The organism is Streptomyces sp. NBC_00647 (assembly GCF_045207245.1).
GTDB lineage: Bacteria > Actinomycetota > Actinomycetes > Streptomycetales > Streptomycetaceae > Streptomyces.
The window spans coordinates 9154962-9173553 of sequence record NZ_CP109040.1 but is presented as its reverse complement, the minus strand read 5'-3'; the positions used below and the strand labels follow the sequence as shown (position 1 = coordinate 9173553).

General features: G+C 70.5%; 15 protein-coding genes and 2 pseudogenes. 10 read left to right on the top strand and 7 right to left on the bottom strand.

What is annotated here, in order from left to right:
• Window positions 1–219: 219 nt before the first annotated feature.
• From OG788_RS40290 to OG788_RS40275, 4 genes are all read right to left on the bottom strand, one after another.
• On the bottom strand, window positions 220–1248 hold the full coding sequence (locus tag OG788_RS40290) for a cytochrome d ubiquinol oxidase subunit II (protein WP_406375882.1): 1029 nt from the start codon (window positions 1246–1248) through the stop codon (window positions 220–222).
• Entirely contained in the window at window positions 1245–2732 is a 1488-nt protein-coding gene (locus OG788_RS40285; RefSeq protein ID WP_406375881.1) for a cytochrome ubiquinol oxidase subunit I, read from the bottom strand. Before OG788_RS40285 ends, OG788_RS40290 begins: the two co-directional genes overlap by 4 nt.
• A 74-nt stretch (window positions 2733–2806) precedes the next feature.
• Entirely contained in the window at window positions 2807–3646 is an 840-nt protein-coding gene (locus OG788_RS40280) for an SDR family oxidoreductase (RefSeq protein ID WP_406375880.1), read from the bottom strand.
• Window positions 3647–3934: 288 nt separating this feature from the next.
• Window positions 3935–4894, bottom strand: a complete 960-nt coding sequence (locus tag OG788_RS40275) for a 2-hydroxyacid dehydrogenase (protein WP_406375879.1) — start codon at window positions 4892–4894, stop codon at window positions 3935–3937.
• Between the two features lie 215 nt (window positions 4895–5109).
• On the opposite strand from OG788_RS40275, the gene OG788_RS40270 reads away from it, so the two are divergent.
• Both OG788_RS40270 and OG788_RS40265 read left to right on the top strand, forming a co-directional pair.
• Window positions 5110–5661: a gluconokinase gene (locus tag OG788_RS40270; protein ID WP_406375878.1), complete on the top strand. Its 552-nt coding sequence runs from the start codon at window positions 5110–5112 to the stop codon at window positions 5659–5661.
• 53 nt (window positions 5662–5714) lie between these two features.
• Window positions 5715–6215, top strand: a pseudogene (locus tag OG788_RS40265) (IS5 family transposase); the annotation flags it as partial.
• Window positions 6216–6230: 15 nt separating this feature from the next.
• Here the strand turns inward: OG788_RS40265 and OG788_RS40260 are convergent.
• Window positions 6231–6626: an Imm7 family immunity protein gene (locus OG788_RS40260; RefSeq protein WP_406375877.1), complete on the bottom strand. Its 396-nt coding sequence runs from the start codon at window positions 6624–6626 to the stop codon at window positions 6231–6233.
• 777 nt (window positions 6627–7403) lie between these two features.
• On the opposite strand from OG788_RS40260, the gene OG788_RS40255 reads away from it, so the two are divergent.
• The gene (locus OG788_RS40255) at window positions 7404–9650 is read left to right on the top strand and encodes an RICIN domain-containing protein (RefSeq protein ID WP_406375876.1); all 2247 of its coding nucleotides are present in this window, start codon (window positions 7404–7406) and stop codon (window positions 9648–9650) included.
• Between the two features lie 26 nt (window positions 9651–9676).
• A pseudogene (locus OG788_RS40250) lies at window positions 9677–10963 on the top strand (ThuA domain-containing protein).
• Window positions 10964–11071: 108 nt separating this feature from the next.
• On the opposite strand, the gene OG788_RS40245 reads toward OG788_RS40250, so the two are convergent.
• Both OG788_RS40245 and OG788_RS40240 read right to left on the bottom strand, forming a co-directional pair.
• Entirely contained in the window at window positions 11072–11905 is an 834-nt protein-coding gene (locus tag OG788_RS40245) for a DUF1206 domain-containing protein (RefSeq protein WP_406375875.1), read from the bottom strand.
• Window positions 11902–12300 carry a hypothetical protein gene (locus tag OG788_RS40240; RefSeq protein ID WP_356758625.1) on the bottom strand — a complete coding sequence of 133 codons (399 nt, stop codon included), beginning with the start codon at window positions 12298–12300 and terminating at the stop codon, window positions 11902–11904. Before OG788_RS40240 ends, OG788_RS40245 begins: the two co-directional genes overlap by 4 nt.
• A 191-nt stretch (window positions 12301–12491) precedes the next feature.
• Here OG788_RS40240 and OG788_RS40235 point away from each other — a divergent pair, with 191 nt between their 5' ends.
• From OG788_RS40235 to OG788_RS40210, 6 genes are all read left to right on the top strand, one after another.
• A complete protein-coding gene (locus OG788_RS40235) occupies window positions 12492–13415 on the top strand; it encodes a MurR/RpiR family transcriptional regulator (RefSeq protein WP_351554523.1) in 924 nt (307 codons plus the stop codon).
• Window positions 13416–13770: 355 nt separating this feature from the next.
• A complete protein-coding gene (locus OG788_RS40230; protein WP_266764450.1) occupies window positions 13771–14154 on the top strand; it encodes a hypothetical protein in 384 nt (127 codons plus the stop codon).
• A 50-nt stretch (window positions 14155–14204) separates the two neighbouring features.
• Complete coding sequence (locus tag OG788_RS40225; RefSeq protein WP_406375874.1) at window positions 14205–15116, top strand: MBL fold metallo-hydrolase; 912 nt, start codon at window positions 14205–14207, stop codon at window positions 15114–15116.
• 111 nt (window positions 15117–15227) lie between these two features.
• Entirely contained in the window at window positions 15228–15497 is a 270-nt protein-coding gene (locus tag OG788_RS40220) for a DUF1232 domain-containing protein (RefSeq protein WP_406375873.1), read from the top strand.
• Window positions 15498–15662: 165 nt separating this feature from the next.
• Complete coding sequence (locus OG788_RS40215; protein WP_406376975.1) at window positions 15663–17075, top strand: CAP domain-containing protein; 1413 nt, start codon at window positions 15663–15665, stop codon at window positions 17073–17075.
• A 253-nt stretch (window positions 17076–17328) separates the two neighbouring features.
• Window positions 17329–18588 carry a serine hydrolase domain-containing protein gene (locus OG788_RS40210; protein WP_406375872.1) on the top strand — a complete coding sequence of 420 codons (1260 nt, stop codon included), beginning with the start codon at window positions 17329–17331 and terminating at the stop codon, window positions 18586–18588.
• Window positions 18589–18592: the final 4 nt, after the last annotated feature.

Genomic DNA, 18592 nt, shown 5'->3' with positions numbered 1-18592 from the left:
CGGTCAGCTCGGCTGACGTTCGTCTCGTCGCGGGGGGAGCGGCACTTCTGGCCGCCGGCGGTCGTTTCAGCGGGGCCGACGGCCGGTTCCGCTCACCGCCGGACCGTCGAGGCCGGTCCGGCCGTCGGTTCCGCCGGCCTGCGGTCCCTCTCGGTCGGGCCGACCGGCGGTCCTCTTCACCGCCGGTCCGCCTCTGCGGTGCGGTGGGCGGCCGGCGGGTCAGCCCGCGCCGCCCTCGACGTCCGCGTCCGTCTGGGCCTCGAGCAGACCCCGGGTGTCGAGGCGGTACAGCACCACCAGCGCGGGCCCTACGAGCACGATCGCGATCGCCGTGACGATCAGCAGCCAGTGCAGCGAACCCGCCGCGCCGGCGGCCTGCTGGACCGTGAGCGACGTGGGGATCAGGTAGGGCCGCTGGGCGGCGCCCCACGCGGCGATCACCAGGGCCACGGCGCCCACCGAGGTGAACCGGGCCCAGCCCGCGAAGCGTCCGGAGACCAGCCACGCGGTGGCCGCCGCCGCCACCGCCGAGAGGATCACCAGCAGCAGCCCCAGGCCGTGGGTGAGGCCGTGGTAGACGTACGTGGTGTGCTCGCGCGTCACGCCGAGACCGATCAGGGCCAGGACGCCGACAGCGGCGAGGCCGCACCAGGCGCGCCGCCGGAAGTACACGATCATGTCCGGGGCGTCGAAACGGCGGGCGTCCGCGGTGAGGAAGACGGCCCCGAGGAACGCCGTGGCCGCGACGGCCAGGAGACCGGCGACGACGGAGGTCGGGCCGGCCCACACGTCGGCGGAGGCGGTGGTGCCCGGGGCGGCCCGGCCGGAGGCCACACCGCCGACCGCGGCGCCCAGGAAGAACGGGGTCAGCAGCGAGGCGACGGCGAAGACGGCTCCGAAGATCCGGCGCTGGGCCAGCCGGTGGGTGGGTTTGCGCAGGGCGAATCCCGCTCCGCGCAGCACCATGCCGACAGCCGCCAGGGCCAGCGGCAGCCACATCGCGCTGAACACCGTCTCGAAGAAGACCGGGAAGCCGGTCCACATGAGGACGAAGACGAAGATCAGCCAGACGTTGTTGACCTCCCAGACCGGTTCCATCGCGTCGTCGATCAGCCCGCGCGGCCGTCTGCCCCGTCGGGTGCCGCCGGCGACCAGGTCCCAGAACCCGGCCCCGTAGTCGACACCGCCACCGCAGGCGTAGGCGGCCGTCGCCACCAGCAGGATCCAGGCGGCCACCGTTGCGGTCATCGCCCGTCTCCCGGCTCCGGCCGCGGCCCGGACTCCGGTGGCGCGGAGGAGCCTCGCGTCGCGGCGGCCCTCTCCCGCCGGGGCCCGTACGGCGTGTCGGCCTCCGGCTCGTGTCCGGGCTCGCCGACGGGGCTCGCACCCGCGAGACGCCAGCGTCTGCTCATCTTCAGTACGACGCCCAGGAACGCGCCGAACATGAGCACGTAGACGACCACCACGATGCCGAACATCGTCCACAGCGAACCGGCGGAGGTGGGCGTGACCGCCTCGGAGACCCGCATGTGCTGAGAGACGATCCAGGGCTGGCGGCCCACTTCGGTGGTGATCCAGCCGCATTCGACCGTCACCACGCTGGCCACGCCGGCGATCGCCGCGCACCGGAAGAACCACGGCGACCGGGGCAGGTCACGGCGCCGCAGCCAGCACCAGCCGTACCAGAGCGCGAGGAGGATCAGCGCGGTGCCGATGCCGGCCATGATGTCGAAGGTCCAGTGCACGATGGTCGCCTGCGTCGGGGTGGGCCGGTCCTCGGCCGGCACCGAGGTGAGCCCCGTGACCTTGGTGCCCGGGCTGCCACCCGCGAGGATCGAGTCCAGCTGGGGGATCTTGATGCCTCCCGTGACGGTCCCGTCGGGATGCAGTCGGCCGAAGAGGTATTCGGGAACGTGCGTATCGGTCTTCCAGACCAGCTCCGCGGCGGCGAACTTCACCGGCTGCTTCTGGTAGATCTGCCGGGCGATGTTGTCGCCGAGGAAGAACTGCACGGGCGTGAGGATCGCCGCGACGGTGAACGGCACGCAGAACCCGAGCCGGTGATACCGGTCCCGGCGCCCGCGCAGCCAGCCGACCGCGTAGACGCCGGCCACCACGTAGCCCGCCGTGAGGAACATCGCGACGACGAAGTGCCAGTACTGGGGGCCGAACATCGGCGTGAACACGGCGGAGCGGACGTCGACGTTCGTAGGCCTGCCCTGGGAGTCCAGGGTGAAGCCCTGCGGGGTGTTCATCCACGCGTTCGCGCCGATGATGCCGAAGGCGCCCATCAGCGCGGCGAGCGGCAGCGGTGTGGCGAGCCAGAAGTGCGGCCAGGCCGGGAGGCGGCGCCAGCCGTAGAGGTAGATGGCGATCAGGATCGCTTCCAGGAAGAACGCCCAGGCCTCCACCCCGAATCCGAGGCCGAAGACGTCTCCCCAGGTGCCCATCATCTTCGGCCACAGCAGCCCGAACTCGAACGACAGAACGGTGCCGGTGACGATACCGACGGCGAACTGCACCGCCATGACGGCCGACCAGCGGCGGGCGAGCAGCAGGGCGACCGGGTCGTTCCTGCGCAGGGCGCGGTGGTGCATCACGAGCGTGATGAACGGCAGGGCCACGCCCAGCGGCACGAGGATGATGTGGGAGGCCAGGGTGAAGGCCATCATCTCGCGCGCGGGCAGCAGCTGGTCGGGAGTGCCGGCCAGAAAAGTGAATGCCTTGTTCATGCGGGCCTCATAGGCTGGTGCCGACAGTGGGCGGCACCGCGCACCGAGGCGACGTGAGCGCGGGCGCCACCGTCTCAGCCACCGGTGGCGAAGCCGGGGAAGAGCGTCATCCCGCCGTCGACGAACAGGGTCGTGCCCACCACGTAGTCCATGAGGTCGGAGGCCAGCACCGTCACCGCGGTCGCGATGTCCTCGGGTTCGCCGACCCTGCGGTACGGGATCAGCCGCAGGAGTTCCTGCTCGGCCTCGGGTGTCTCCCAGGCACTGCGGTTGATCGGGGTCTTGATGGCGCCGGGCGCGACCGCGTTGACCCGGATTCCCTGGGGGCCCAGTTCCTGGGCGAGCGTCTGCATGAGCATCAGGACGCCGCCCTTGGACGCGGCGTAGTTCAGGTGGCCGGACCACGGAATGATCTGGTGCACGGAACTCATGCAGACGATCTTTCCGGCCGAACGGGAGACCTCCGGCACGACACCGCGCCGCAGGAACTCCTTGGTGGCCTCCCGTGCACACAGGAACTGGCCGGTGAGGTTCACGTCGATGACCTTGTGCCACTGCGCGAGGGTCATCTCCGTCACCGACGCGTCCCGTTGCAGGCCGGCGTTGGCCACCAGGATGTCGATCGTGCCGAACTCCTCCAGCATGCGCGCGAACATCCCGACGACCTGGCCCTCGTCGGACACGTCCGCCTCATGGGCGAAGGCCCGTACGCCGAAGCCCTGGATCTGCCGGACCACGTCCTCGGCGGCCTCCTGCCCGACGACGTAGTTGACGACGACGTCGGCGCCCGCCCGGCCCAGCGCGATCGCCGTCGCCAGTCCGATTCCGGAGTTCGCCCCGGTCACCAGGGCCTTCTGGCCTCGCAGGAGCGGCAACGCCGCAAGCTGCCCACCCGTGTCCACACCTGAGGTCACTGCCGTCTCCCATTCGTCGGTGCGCCGTTGCCGGGACCGGACGTGCCCCCGGCCTGCCGGCTCACCTCGCGCGTGCCCGCTCGGCACGGCGCCGGTGTCCTTGGGGCCACCGCCGGGAACCGCCCGCCGCGACCACGTCGGCTTCGGGTCCGCGGGCCCCGCACCGAGGCAAGCACTCCGGCCCGGGGTCGGCGAGGGCGGACTCGCCTCGCTCGGCCGTTGGAAGTAGCCGGGTCCCCCGGGCGGAGCAACCGCACGGCGGCCGGTGCCCCGCGGCGCGAGTGCGCCTCACGACGAAGGCGGGAGGATCACGTTCACCAGCTCCTCCCCCGCGAGGTGGCGGAGCAGTTGAGCCCTGACCAGGCTCAGCGCGCGTGGCGGGAACGCCGACGAGTTGCCCCCGACATGAGGGGTGATCAGGGTGTTCGGTGTCCGCCACAGCGGATGTCCTTCGGGCAGCGGCTCGGGGTCCGTCACGTCGAGGGCCGCCGCGAGCCGTCCGCGCTCGAGCTCCGCCACCAGGGCGCCGGTGTCCACGACGGCGCCCCGCGCCACGTTGACGAGCAGGGCTCCGTCCCTCATCGCGGCGAGAAACTCGGCGTCCACCAGATGCCGGGTCCTCTCGGTGAGCGGAAGGGTGAGCACGACGACGTCGGCACCGGGCAGGAGATCGGGCAGTTCGGCGATGGAGCGCACCGGCCCGCGCGGCGCCGGACGGGCGGTGCGGGCGACCCGTACGACCTGGCACTCGAAGCCCGCGAGCCGTTCCTCCACGGCCTGGCCGATGGAGCCGTATCCGCAGATCACGACCGTCCGGTCGGCCAGCGAGGGAAAGTAGCCGCTCTGCCAGGTCCCGTCGTCCTGAGCCCGCACGAAGCCAGGGACACCGCGCAGCGACGCCAGCGTCAGGGTGAGGGCGAGTTCCGCCGTGCTGGCGTCGTGCACACCTCCGGCGTTGCAGAGCGTCACACCCGACGGGATGTGCGGCACGAGGTCGTCGACACCCGCCGACAGGCTCTGCACCACACGCAACCGGGGCATGCGCCGCAGCAGCGGCACGCACACCGACGCCAGACCGTAGGGAACGACGAAGAACTCCACCGAGTCGAGGACGTCTTGAGGCGGGGGTCCGCCGGTTCCGTCCCAGAACTCCGTCTCCGCTCCGGACGCCGCACCGAGCTGCGCCGGCCGGTACGGAAGCAGACTCCTCGCCGTCCGTCCGCCGGGCGGGCGCTCCACACCACTCATGGAAGGCATCTCAACAGGGATCGGCCCCGACGGCACCTCGGCCCGCCAGGGCACGGACCACCGCGAGGGGCGACACCGGCCTCCGTCTTCGGCGCACCCATCCGGGTGCATTCCGCCGGAACCGCGCCGCCGTGTGGGCCCTACGTCCCTGGCCTCCCCCCAGGATTCCGGCGAGGGCCACCCACGTCCTGCCGGACCGATCCAGGAGAAGCCGCATGACATCACCCGGGACCGCACCGACGATCGTGGTCGTCATGGGCGTCTCGGCGTCCGGCAAGAGCACACTCGGGAGGAAGCTCGCCCAGCGTCTCAATGTGCCCTTCGTGGAGGGCGACGACTTCCACACACCGCGCAACATCGCCAGGATGAGCGCGGGCCTGCGGCTCGACGACGCCGACCGCGAACCGTGGCTGCACACGCTCGCGAACTGGATCCGCGACACGAGCCGGTTCCGGCGGAGCGCGGTCGTCTCCTGCTCGGCCCTCAAACTCCCCTACCGGGAGCTGCTGCGGGCGGCCGGGCCCGGCGTGTGGTTCGTGCACCTGGACCTCGAGATCGAGATCGCCCGCCGGCGCATCACGCACCGCTCCGGCCACTTCATGCCCGAGGGACTGCTCGAGTCCCAGTACGAGGACCTCCAGCCGTTGCTCGACGACGAACCGGGGCTGAGGGTCGACGCGACGGCCGACGCCGAGACGATTCTGGACCGGGTGCAGGCGGCCCTCGCCCGCTTCGAATCCGAACGCCGGGGCACGGCCACCGACTAAGGTCCGTCCGGCGGATCATGAGTGTTCCGATGTGCGTGGCCGTGTAGACCCGGCAGCACTGCCCCGACAAGGGGCTCGGAAGGTCCTGGGGCGGGCTGACGAGCAAGATCCACCTCTTGAGCGACGGCTGCTGCAGGCCCCTCGCCCTGCTGATCACTCCCGGCCAATGGGGCGACGCACCGCAGATGATTCCGGTCCTCGAACGCGTCCGTGTTCCCCGCACTGGAGCGGGACGGCCGCGCACCACGCCGCACCGGCTCAGCGCGGACAAGGCCTACTCGTCCCGCCGCAAGCGCTGCTACCTGCGCAGTCGCCACATCAAGCACATCATCCCTGAGCCGAAGGACCAGAGAACCAACCGCCGGCGCCGGGGCAGCGCCGGAGGCCGGCCCGCTGGCTTCGCCAAGGAGCAGTACAAGCGCCGCAACGAGGTCGAACGGACGATCAACCGCCTGAAGAGCTTCCGTGCCGTCGCGACCCGGTTCGACAAACGGGCCTACGTCTTCCACGGCACCATCACTGTGGCCGCGATCCGCCTCTGGCTCCGAACGTGATGCGCCAACGACGGCTCAACCCGTGAAGGGATCCTCCACCGTCGGGATGTACGGGGACAGCAGCACCTCCGTGTGCTGGGTGACCAGGCCCCGGACGAGCCTCAGCACGCGTACCTCGTTCTCGTGACCCGGTTCTTCGTCATCGTGAACATGGAGGAGTCCGTAGGAACCAGGGGCGACCTGGGCCACATGCTCGAACAGTTCGACGACGTCAGGCGACGAGCGGTGATTGGACGAACCACCGAGGTGGATGAACGGCTCGCCGTTCATCCACCTGAGGTCAAGCAAGTACGGGCTGTCCATCTGAGCAATGCGGAGGCGAAGCTCATCGACGATCTGCTGCAGCCTGGGCTCATTGTCGTCATCGGCTGCGGTCTCCCTGACCGTGATCCACCCGTGGTACTCGAACATCCCGCGATCGTAGCGAGACGACCCACTTCACTGTCCCGATCACCGCATGATCCGCCGGACAGGCCGTAGCGGCGCACGGCACACAGCGGGGAACACGGCAGGGGGAACACGCACGGCGCCCCGGAGGTGCTCCGGGGCGCTGTTCCGCGGCAGCCGCTTCCCTTGCCGCGGGACACGAACCGGCGGTGCCGGTCGGCGCGGTGGCCGGTGGAGTTCCCTGCGGCTCCGCCACAGGAGTCACCGGCCCGGAACCAGAGTGCCCTGAGATGCGGGTGGGGCGGGTGAGGTTCGCCGGCATGTCACCGCCTTGTAAGGAACCACACACCCGAAGGGGCGGTCCGGCGGACCGCCGCGGAGGGCCGGGAAGGCCGGACTCTCACTCGGGACGGCCCCCTCGGCACCCTGCTGCCCCGTGTCAACTGCGCACCTCCATGAGCCACGTAACGCGCCGTTCAAGAAGTGAACTGCGGTCCGCCGTGGACGAAGGCGCACCTCGTCGCGATTCTCCCGCGTCACCGCCCGGCCGGACGGTGACGCGGGCCGACACCGAGCTCCACTGCGTCGAGCCGATGAACGCCCTTGCCATTGCGCCGAGTTCAGCGAACGACACGCTCCCGGATGTTCAACTCCTCGCGCTGTCAGCCGATTTCAAAGGGTTCTTTGTTTCACATCTTGACGACTTTGGTGCAGACCTTTAGGTTCACCGATCACCAAGACTCCATGAATGCATTCGTCGTTCACAGACTTGAACCCCCCACCCTTGCAGGAGTGTCCCCCATGTCCAGATTCCCCCTGCCCGGATCCAGAAGAAGGTCCGGTCGCCACCGGACGATCAGACTGCTGACGGTCACCGCCCTCGTGGCGACAACGGTGTCGGGCCTGACCCTCGCCTCGCAGGACGCGGTCGCCCTGAACGGCGCGGTCGCGCAGGCAGCCGCGGTGCCGACCGGCTGGGCCACCGTCGTCAACGCGGGCAGCGGCAAGTGCGTCGACGCGCGCGCGGCCGGAACCGCGAACGGCACGGCGGTCCAGCAGTACGCCTGCAACGGCAGCCAGGCCCAGCAGTGGCAGTTCGCCGCGACGTCGAGCGGCTACTCCCAGGTCGACAACCGGGCCGACGCCACGAAGGCCTGGGACGTCACCGACGTCTCGACCGCGGACGACGCACTGGTGCAGCTGTGGGCCTACGGAGGCGGCACCAATCAGCAGTGGCAGGCCGTGGCGGAGGCCGGCGGGGCCTACCACTTCGTGAACCGCAACAGCGGCAAGTGCCTCGACGTGCCGAGCGCCTCCACCGCCGACAGCGTGCAGCTCCACCAGTACACCTGCAACGGCACCGCGGCCCAGTCCTTCTACGTCAACGCGGTGGACACGCAACAGCCGCCCGGTACACCGGACCTGGGCCCCAATGTCACCGTCTTCGACCCGTCGACGCCGGCCGCCACCATCCAGAGCAGCCTCGACTCGGCCTTCTCCCAGCAGGAGACCAACCAGTTCGGCACCGCCCGCAAGGCCTTCCTCTTCAAGCCCGGCACCTACAGCGCCAACGCGAACGTCGGCTTCTACACCCAGGTCGCGGGTCTCGGTCTGTCCCCCGACGACGTCACGATCCGGGGTTCGGTGCACACCGAGGCGGACTGGTTCCAGGGGAACGCGACCCAGAACTTCTGGCGTTCGGCGGAGAACCTCTCGGTGACTCCCACGTCCGGTTCGGACCGGTGGGCGGTGTCGCAGGCGGCGCCGTACCGGCGGATGCATCTGCGCGGCAATCTGGCGCTGGACGACGGCGGCTGGTCCAGCGGCGGCTACATGGCCGACACGAAGATCGACGGTCAGATCAACTCCGGATCGCAGCAGCAGTGGCTGTCGCGGAACACCGAGTGGTCGAACTGGACCGGATCCAACTGGAACATGGTGTTCGTCGGCGCGAGGAACGCCCCCGCGAACAGCTTCCCGAGCCCGCCGTACACGACGGTGGACCAGACACCGGTGTCCCGTGAGAAGCCCTTCCTGTACGTCGACGCGGCGGGCGCCTGGAAGGTGTTCGTTCCGTCCGTGCGCACCAACTCCAGCGGTACCAGCTGGAGTTCGGGCACTCCCGCGGGCACGTCCCTGCCGCTCTCCGACTTCTTCGTGGTGAAACCGGGCGCGACGGCGGCGCAGCTGAACGACGCACTGGCCCAGGGAAAGAACCTGCTGGTGACGCCGGGTGTCTACCACCTGGACCAGACCCTCAAGGTCACCAGGGCCGACACGGTGGTGCTGGGCCTCGGTCTCGCCACGATCGTCCCCGACAACGGCATCACCGCCATGACGGTGGCCGACGTGAGCGGTGTCCACCTGGCGGGGCTGCTGATCGACGCGGGCACCACCAACTCCGCGCAGCTGCTGGAGATGGGGCCGAGCGGCTCCTCCGCGGACCACAGCGCCGACCCGAGTTCCCTGCACGACGTGTTCTTCCGCATCGGCGGCGCGGGCGTCGGCAAGGCCACCACCAGCCTGACGATCAACAGCGACGACGTCATCGGCGACCATCTGTGGCTGTGGCGCGCCGACCACGGCAGCGGGGTGGGCTGGACGAGCAACACGGCCGACACGGGGCTCGTGGTGAACGGTGACGACGTGACGATGTACGGCCTGTTCGTGGAGCACTACCAGAAGCACCAGACGATCTGGAACGGCAACGGCGGCCGCACGTACTTCTACCAGAACGAGATGCCCTACGACCCGCCCAACCAGGCGGCCTGGATGAACGGTTCGACGCAGGGCTACGCGGCCTACAAGGTGGCGAACTCCGTGACCAGCCATCAGGTGTACGGCTTCGGCAGCTACTGCTACTTCAACGTCAATTCCTCCGTCGCGGCCGAGCACGCCATCGAGGCGCCCAGCAACGCGAACGTGCGCTTCAAGGACATGGTGACCGTCTCGCTGGGCGGCACGGGAACCATCCGGCACGTCGTCAACGACCGGGGCGGGCCGTCCAACTCCTCGACCAACGTCGCCAACCTCGTCAGCTACCCGTGATCCGCGCAGAGAGGATGGATCAGCCGATGTACACGAACCGATCCGGTACGGCGCGCGCGACCCTGCGGGTCTTCCTGCTGCTGGCCACGCTGCTCACTCTGGCCGCACCGCCCGCCGCCCGGGCGAGCTCGGCGGCGGCGCCGTTCAAGGTGCTGGCGCTCTACAGCGGCACCTGGGACGCCGCGCACATCGACTTCGACAACGAGGCGAACGACTGGTTCCCGGCAGGCCGCGGCGAACGGCTTCACCTACACGGCCAGCACCGACTGGGACCTGCTCAGCAACGGTGGCGTCAACGCCTACCAGGTCGTCCTGTTCCTGGACGACCTGCCGCAGACGTCGGCCCAGCGGAGCGGCTTCGAGGCCTACATGCGGGGCGGCGGGGCCTGGATGGGCTTCCATGTGTCGGCCTTCACGACCAACGCGGCGGAGTGGCCGTGGTATCACAACCAGTTCCTCGGCAGCGGCAACTTCCAGTCGAACACCTGGGGTCCGACGACCGCGGTCCTGAAGGTCGAGGACCGTACGCAACCCGCCAGCAAGAACCTGCCGGCCACGTTCACCTCGGCGGTCAGCGAGTGGTACAGCTGGTCCAACGACCTGCGGCAGAACCCGGACATCAAGATCCTGGCCTCCGTCGACCCCAGCAGCTTCCCGCTGGGCACGGATCCCAACCAGAGCTGGTACAGCGGCTACTACCCGATCCTCTGGACCAACACGAAGTACAAGATGCTGTACGCGAACTTCGGCCACAACGCGATGAACTACACGACGAACACGCGGCTGTCGTCGACGTTCGCGAGTGAGACCCAGAACCGGTTCCTGCTGGACGGGCTGAAGTGGCTGGGCGGCGCCGACAACACGACCCCGCCGGCGGACTCGATCTCCGAGACGGCCTGGTACTCGCTGACCAACGCCGGCAACGGCACCTGTGTGGACGCCCGTTCGGCCGCGACGGCGAACGGGACCGCGATCCAGCAGTACGCCTGCAACGGCACACAGGCACAGCAGTTCCAGTTCCGCTCGACAGTGGCTACCGGCAGGCCGCTATCCGCGGCAACCCGCAACAGGTCATCGACGTCGCCAACGTCTCGACCGCCGACAACGCGCCGCTGCAACTGTGGAGTTACGGAGGCGGGCAGAACCAGCAGTGGCAGCCGGTGAAGGAGAGCAGCGGGCGTTACCACTTCACCGCCCGGCACAGCGGCAAGTGCCTGAGCGCGGCGGCCTCCGCGGCGAACAGCGTGCAGCTCACCCAGCGCGCCTGTGACGGCTCGGCCGCGCAGAGCTTCGCACTCACCGCGAAGCCCTGACGGACCGGTTCACGAAAGGTGCCCCCGCCGCGTGCGCGCGGCGGGGGCACCTTTCGTGGCGGGTCGGACGGCCGGGGCCGGCGAGGTCGACGGGCCCGCGCGGCGTGGTCACACCCTGCGCCACCGTGCCATCGCGAAGGAGAACAGTCCGAACAGGACCAGCCCGAGGGCGACGCAGACCAGCAGCCACGGACCCATCGGCGTTCCGGCGAAGGACCGCAGCGTGTCGTCCATCCCCTTGGCCTTGTCGGGTTCGTAGTCCACGGCGGCCCGGACCGCGAAGGCCCCCGCCGCGGCGAACACCGCGCCGCGCGCGGCCCCGCCGCCCACGCCCGCCGTGTCGACGGCCCGGCGGACCCGTCGCGACATCTCGCCGAGCTTCAGATGCTTGTGGTACTTGCGCATGACGGCCCGCGCGGCGATCCAGACGCCCGCCACGACCAGCCCCACGCCGAAGGCGCCGACGATCCACTGTCCAGCGGGCATGCCGAGCGCCTTGGCCGTCACATCGCGGGACTGCTTGTCGCTCGAACCGCTGCCGCGCGACCCGGCGGCGAAGGAGAGCACGGAGTAGGCGACGAACCCGTAGAAGACACAGCGCGCGGCCGCCATCAGGCGCTTGCCCACCGCGCCGCCGTCCTGCCCGGCGCCACCGAACACCGCCTCGGACAGGCGCCACAAGGCCATGCCGACGAGCCCGGCGCCAAGGGCCCACAGGAGGGCGGCGCCGAACGGCTTCGAGGCGATCTCCTCCAGGGCGCCGCCCCGGTCCGCCTGCCGGCCGCTGTCACCGAAGGCGATACGCAGGGCCAGCACGCCGACCAGGGCATAGATCACCCCTCGCGCGGCCAGCCCCGCCCGGGCCGCACCTTCCCGCGCCGAGCCGGTCGCCGCGCGGCGGGCGCCGATCTCTCCGTTGCGGGCCACCGACCCGGCGTTCACACGGACCGCGTCTCGTGTGCCGTACTCGAATCCAGCCGCAGCTTCATCTGAACCTCCTGATCACCGGCCTCCGTGCCCAGCTCGTGCACGGTGAAGGCGGAGCCGAGGGCCTCTCGCAGACGCTGCGTCGCGAGAGGGCCACCCTGCGCCTCCACGGTCGGTTGCCCCGAAAGTTCCTCGACAGGCCCGGCAGCACGCACCGGATCACCGGCCGTGTCGAACAGGGCGGTCCACACCGTCGGCCGGCCGAGTTCGGACTCGTGGGGCTCGTCCGCGCCCTCCCGGTCCGCGGTGAAGCGGCCGGACAGGACGGCGAGCACGCTGCGGGCATCGGCCGCGGAACAGTCGCCGAGCATCACATGAACCGTTGACGCGGGCAGTTGTTGCACGCTCATGAAAACCCTCTCCCTCGCGTCGGTGAAGGGACACGCGCGCCCGCGAACGAGCACGTCGTGATGCTGACGCGAGTACCCAGCGACCCCGCGCGAAACAAGGACCGCACACATTGCCTGCGGCGATACCAGCCCAGGTCAAAACGGTCCGTGAGCTATGTTGAGTTCTCGTGGGACATCAAGGAGGCGCACCGGTGCCATCGCCGCAGCAGGCACGCGCTCAGGCATCCGCGATCACCTCGGGAAAGACGGCTCCCGAGGCGGGCGTGGCACCCACGTCCCAGCTCAGGGAACTGTTCGACGGCCCCCGGCTCTCCCCGGGCCAGCGGCGCATCGCCCAGTACCTGATCGAGCACATCACCGAGGCGGCGTTCCTGTCGATCACCGACCTCGCCGAGCGCGTGGGCGTGAGCCAGCCCTCCGTGACCCGCTTCGCGGCGGCCGTGGGGTTCAGCGGTTACCCCGCGCTGCGTGAGAGGCTCCAGGCGATCGCGCTCAGCACCCTGGGCAGCACACCGGGAACCCCGGCCGAGGTCACGAGCAACGAACTCCAGGCGGCGGTGGACGCCGAGATCGAGAACCTGGAGAACCTGCGGCGGGACTTCGCCGATCCCGACGCGGTCATCCGTGTCGGCCGGGCCCTGTCGAAGTCGGCCCCGCTGACGGTCCTGGGCCTGCGGATCTCCGTCTCGCTGGCCGAGTACTTCGCGTACGCCGCCCGTCGTATCCACCCGGACGTCCGGCTGGTGACGCGCGGCGGCTCGGTCGCCTACGACGCGCTGCTCCAGTCGCGCGAGGCGGGTGGCACCTGGGTCCTGGCCTTCGGGATGCCCCGGCACGCCCAGGAGACGCTCACGGCCATGCGGGTCGCGCGCAGCGCGGGCCTCCAGGTGGCCCTGATCACCGACCTCGGGCTCGGCCCGCTGGCCGACGAGGCCGACGTCACCTTCGCCACCGGCACCGGATCCCGCCTCGTCTTCGACTCCTACGCGGCGCCCGTGGTGCTGTCGGCGGCGCTGCTCCAGGCCATGACCGACGCCGATCCGGAGCGCACGCAGGCGCGCCTGGAGGAGTACGAGCAGGTCGCCGAGCAGCACCAGTTCTTCCTGAAGGACTGACCCCGGCACCGCCCCGCGTACGGGGCGCGCGACGGCCCGGGCCGGCTCGCGGCACCGACAGAAAGCCCTCTCCCGTACCGGCTCTCACCACGGCATCACGGGATCATTCGTATCAAAGCACGCATGAATGTTTTCATGTCCTTGCGCATCCGGCGGTATATATAAATACTTCTTTCGGATCGCGACCCGGATGCCTCCAGGTCACGACCCATGACCACCCGGGGCCGTCCGCTCCTACCCGCATCGGGTCCCGGGTGATCGAGCGGGTCTCGCCTGCGAGGCCCGTGGTGGCGGCCCCGGTCATCCCCTATGCCGGGGCCGCCCCAGAGTCCCCCGCCGACGTAACCCGGAAGCGATGAACATGGCCCTGACGTATTCACCGATCGCCTCGGACTGGCCGTGCCAGGTCAAAACCCCCGGCAGCTTCGACTGGGAGCGATCGGCGGTGAAATGGCTGCGCGAGCTGGTGCCGAGCCGCTACGCGAGCTACCCCGTCCTGCACAAGCACCCCGTCCTGCTCGCCCGCCACGCGCATCTCCAGGTGCAGCAGGAGATACGCGTCGCCCGCACGGCACTGCAGACCGCCCGCTCCGAGCTGCCCGGCCTCGGCCTGCACGAGGGTGTCATCGAGCACACCATCAAGCTGTACGCCGCCGAGCTCATGCAGCTCCAGCACATCGCCCGGAGCATCCGCACGGTGTCCCAGGCACTGGTGGACCACGCGCACCCGCGAAACTGAGGTCCCGGGCCCTGCCGTGGTCCGGCAGGACCGAGTCCCAGGGAGACAGCGTGGACACTCCGAGGCAGCAGACCGACGGTGCCCGTGGAAGCGACGATCGCGCACCTGCCGCACCTCTCGACGTGCGGTGGATCCACGGTTCGCTCTCGGCCAAGCACAACACGGACCCCGACATCCAGGTCCACGCCTACGACGAGCACACGGTGATCCTTCGCCAGAACATGGCGATCGACTACGAAGCGCCCTTCATGTTCCTGCTGTTCGGCACGGAACGGGCCCTCCTGATCGACACGGGCGCCACGGCGTCCGCCGACCACTTCCCACTCCGGCGCGTCGTCGACGAACTGATGGAGTCGTGGTCGGCCACGCATCCCCGGGACGACGACTACGGGCTGCTGGTGCTCCACACCCATCCGCACGGCGACCACATCGCGGGGGACGGCCAGTTCACCGGCCGCCCCGGCACCGAGGTCGTGGACGCGGCCCTCGACAGCGCCTGGGACTTCTTCGGGTTCCATGACGATCCCGACGCGGTCGCCCGGGTCGATCTCGGCGGCCGGGTGCTGGAGTGTCTGGCCACGCCGGGGCACCACGAGGCCGCGGTGACGTTCTTCGACCCCTGGACCGGGCTCCTGCTCACGGGCGACACGGTCTATCCCGGCCGCCTGTACGTCGAGGACTGGCCGGCCTTCACCCGCACCGTCGACCGCCTGATCGACTTCTGCGGGCGCCGCCCCGTCACGCACGTGCTCGGCTGCCACATCGAGATGACCAGGCAACCGGGGCGGGACTACCCCGTACGCACCACCTATCAGCCCGACGAGCCGCCCCTCGAGATGACCACGGATCAACTGCTGGACATCCGCCGGGCGACCGAGTCCGCCGGTCTGCGACCCGGCCGGCACGTCTTCGACGACTTCATCATCTGCCGCCGCGACACGCCCGGGGCGGCCCGGTCCTGATCGCTCCGGTCCCGGCACGCGCGCACGGATGGCCGTATCCGGGCGATAGCCGGGGCACGAGCGGGCACACGGAAGGGAGGAACACCCCCGACGAGAGCCCTGGACGGACACATGGATTCGATCTCATGGAACGTGATCCTCGTCGTCGCGGTCCTGGGCGCCGTCGCCCTCGGCGTGGCGCTCGTGCTGCTGCTCCGACTCGTACGCACCCGCCGTGACCTGCGGCGGGCCGGACTGCCGACCGGGCCCCGCTGGGTGTTCTGGGGCGCCGTCGCCTATCTGGTGCTGCCGACGGACCTGCTCCCCGACCCCGTCTACCTGGACGACATCGGCGTCATGCTGCTCGCCCTGCGCTCGATGCGCGCCACCCAGCCCCGGTAGCCACCGCGCGCTCCGCGCCGGCGGCCTCCACAACCTCTGCTGCCCGCGATGGTCGGCGGCCGGTCCCGGGAACCCCGGGGCGCGGGCGGTCCGTTGACCGTCCGACAGCCCGCGCTGTACGCCACGGCGCGGCCGGCACGGATCACCACACCGACGGGCGGCGGCATGAGCGAGCTGGTTCCCGGGGGCAACACACCCCTGCCGGACGGCGTCCTGACCCTCAGGGTGCCGGGTCCCTTCGACGTGTCCGCCCTGATCACCGACGACAGCGGCAAGGTGCGCGGCGACGGCGACTTCGTGTTCTACAACCAGCCGGCCGCGCCCGGCGCCCGCCTCGACGGCGACCGCCTCACCATCGATCCGGCGCGGCTGAGGCCCGGAGCCGCCCGCGTCACCGTCGTCGTCAGCCCCGCCGACCCCGGGACTCCCCTGGGCCGGCTGCCCTCCCCCACCGTGCAGGTCACCTCGCAGGACGGCCGCGCCCTCGCCCGGTTCACCCCGCCCCGACCGCAGCGGGAGACGGTGCTGCTACTCGCCGAGCTGTACCGGCGCGGCACGGCCTGGAAGCTGCGTGCCCTCGGACAGGGGTACGCCGACGGACTGGCGGGCGTCGCGCGGGATTTCGGGGTCGATGTCACCGAGGACACCACACCCTCGGGACCGACGCCGGGCGCGGTGCGGGGAGTGGTCCCAGGCGGCCGACCCATGACGGCGCCGGGTACGGGACGGCTCACCGCGCCGGGAGCCGGGCCCGCCGCGACGGCGAGGAGCGGACCGGTGGGGTCGACGGGTGGCGGACCCGACCCCGATGGATTCCTGGGGCCGGTGAACTCCGCGCGCGCCTCCGCCGGTTCCCCGCCCGTCCGTCTCGACGCCCGGCTGACGGCCGCGGCCCGGGAGCACGCCGGCGCCATGGCGGCCCGCGGCCTGCTCAGCTCGGAGAGCCCGGACGGCAGGTCCGTCTACCAGCGCGTCACCTCCACCGGCTACACCTATCTGACCATCGGCGAGCATCTGGTCTCCGGCCCGCGCACCCCGCGCGAGTTCGTCGATTACTGCCTCTCCAACGAGCAGTCCCGGCGCACGCTGTGCGATCCCGCGTTCGACCAGGCGGGACTGGCGTCCGTCCCCGACCCCCGCTCGGGCGACCTGTACTGGACGGCGCTGTGGGCCCGGCCGTTCAGCCCGGCCGGCCTGGAACGGACGGCGCACGAGGTCATCGCCCTCACCAACGCCGAGCGGGCCTCGGCGGGCCTGCCGCCCCTCTCCGCCGACACCCCGCTCACCACCGCCGCCCAGGCCCACAGCGCCGACATGGTGGCCCGCGACTTCTACGCCCACACGTCCCCCGAAGGGGGCCAACCCTGGGACCGGGCCGCCGCCGCCGGCTGCACTCGCCGCACCATCGGCGAGAACATCGCCTGCGGGCAGCGCTCCCCCGCCGAGGTGGTCCAGGGCTGGATGGACAGTCCCGGCCATCGCGCCAACATCCTCAAGCCGGACTTCACCCACATCGGGATCGGCCTCGCCGGCGGCGGCCGGGCGGGCACGTACTGGACACAGCTCTTCGGCGGCTGACCCACCGTCACCCCGCGCCCCCGGTGCCTTGTGGCCCGGGGCCCACCCGGCACTCTCGACGCATCGTCAGGCCCCGCCCGTCGCGGCGCCTTTCCGCCAATTCGCCGATTCCTCTTCACCGTTTCCGCTGCATCCCTGTGCAATGCAACCCGTGCGCCCTTCCAGCGCGTACAGATGGAGCCGACGTCCGCATCCGCGGCGCGGTTCGAGCCGGGAAGTCCGACCGGCGGAAGGCACTCGGGAGAAGAGTCAGATGGTCTCAAGAACGGTGGGCACGGGCACGGCGCTGGGAGCGGTCGTGGTGTCCCTGCTGGCGGCCCCGGCGCAGGCCGCGACGACGTCGGCGGGCATCGGCGGGGACGGCACCGAACCGGTCGCGTCGGCCGCCGCCGCGGCGCCCGACGACGCGGGCCTGCGCGCGATCCTGCGCACGGCGCGCACGCAGGGAGCGCCCGGCGCGATGGCGAGAATCGACGACAACGGCACGGTCCACCGGCTGGTCGAGGGCGTCGCCGACCGCGCCACCGGACGGACCATCAGCACCAACGACCGCTTCCGCGTCGGCAGCATCACCAAGACCTTCTCGGCCGTGGTGCTGCTCCAGCTGGTCGACGAGGGCAAGCTGAAGCTCGACAAGTCGGTGAACAGCTATCTGCCGGGCCTGCTCCCCGACAACCGGATCACCGTGCGGCACGTCCTGAACCACAAGAGTGGTCTGTACGACTACACCAACGACATGTTCGCCCGGACGGTCCCCGGTTTCGAAGCCGTCCGCAACAAGGTGTTCAGCTACCGGGACCTGGTGAAGCTGTCGCTGGCGAAGCCGCGCACCAACACGCCGGGCGCCGCCTACTCGTACTCGAACACCAACTTCGTGGTCGCCGGCATGCTGATCGAGAAGCTCACCGGGCACGGGGTCGCCACGGAGTACCAGAAGCGCGTCTTCACGCCGCTGCACCTCACCGAGACCTTCTACGTCCATCCCGGCACGTCGATCCCCGGCCGCCACGCCAACGGCTATCTCCGGCCCGACGCGGCGGGAGCGGCCCTGGTGAACTCCACCAAGCAGACCGCCTCCTGGGCGCAGAGCGCGGGCGCCATCATCTCCACGGCGCACGACCTCGACGTCTTCACCTCCGCGCTGCTGCGCGGCAAACTCATGTCCGCCGCCCAGCTCACCCAGATGAAGAAGTGGACGCAGGTCAACAGCACCACGTCCTACGGCCTCGGGCTGCGGCGCCGCACCCTGTCGTGCGGGATCTCCGTGTACGGGCACACCGGCACCGTGCAGGGCTACTACTCGTACGCGTTCACCACGAAGGACGGCAAGCGCAGCCTCACCGCGCTGGCCAACACCTCGAACAACACCACGGTGCTCAACACCATGTACCGCACCCTGGAGCCCGCGTTCTGCGGCAAGCCCGCGACCAAGGCCGCCACACGGGCCGCCACGCCCGGAGCGGCGCCCGTGGAGCGGCACGAGGACATCGCGCCCGGCCTGACCCGGGACTGACACG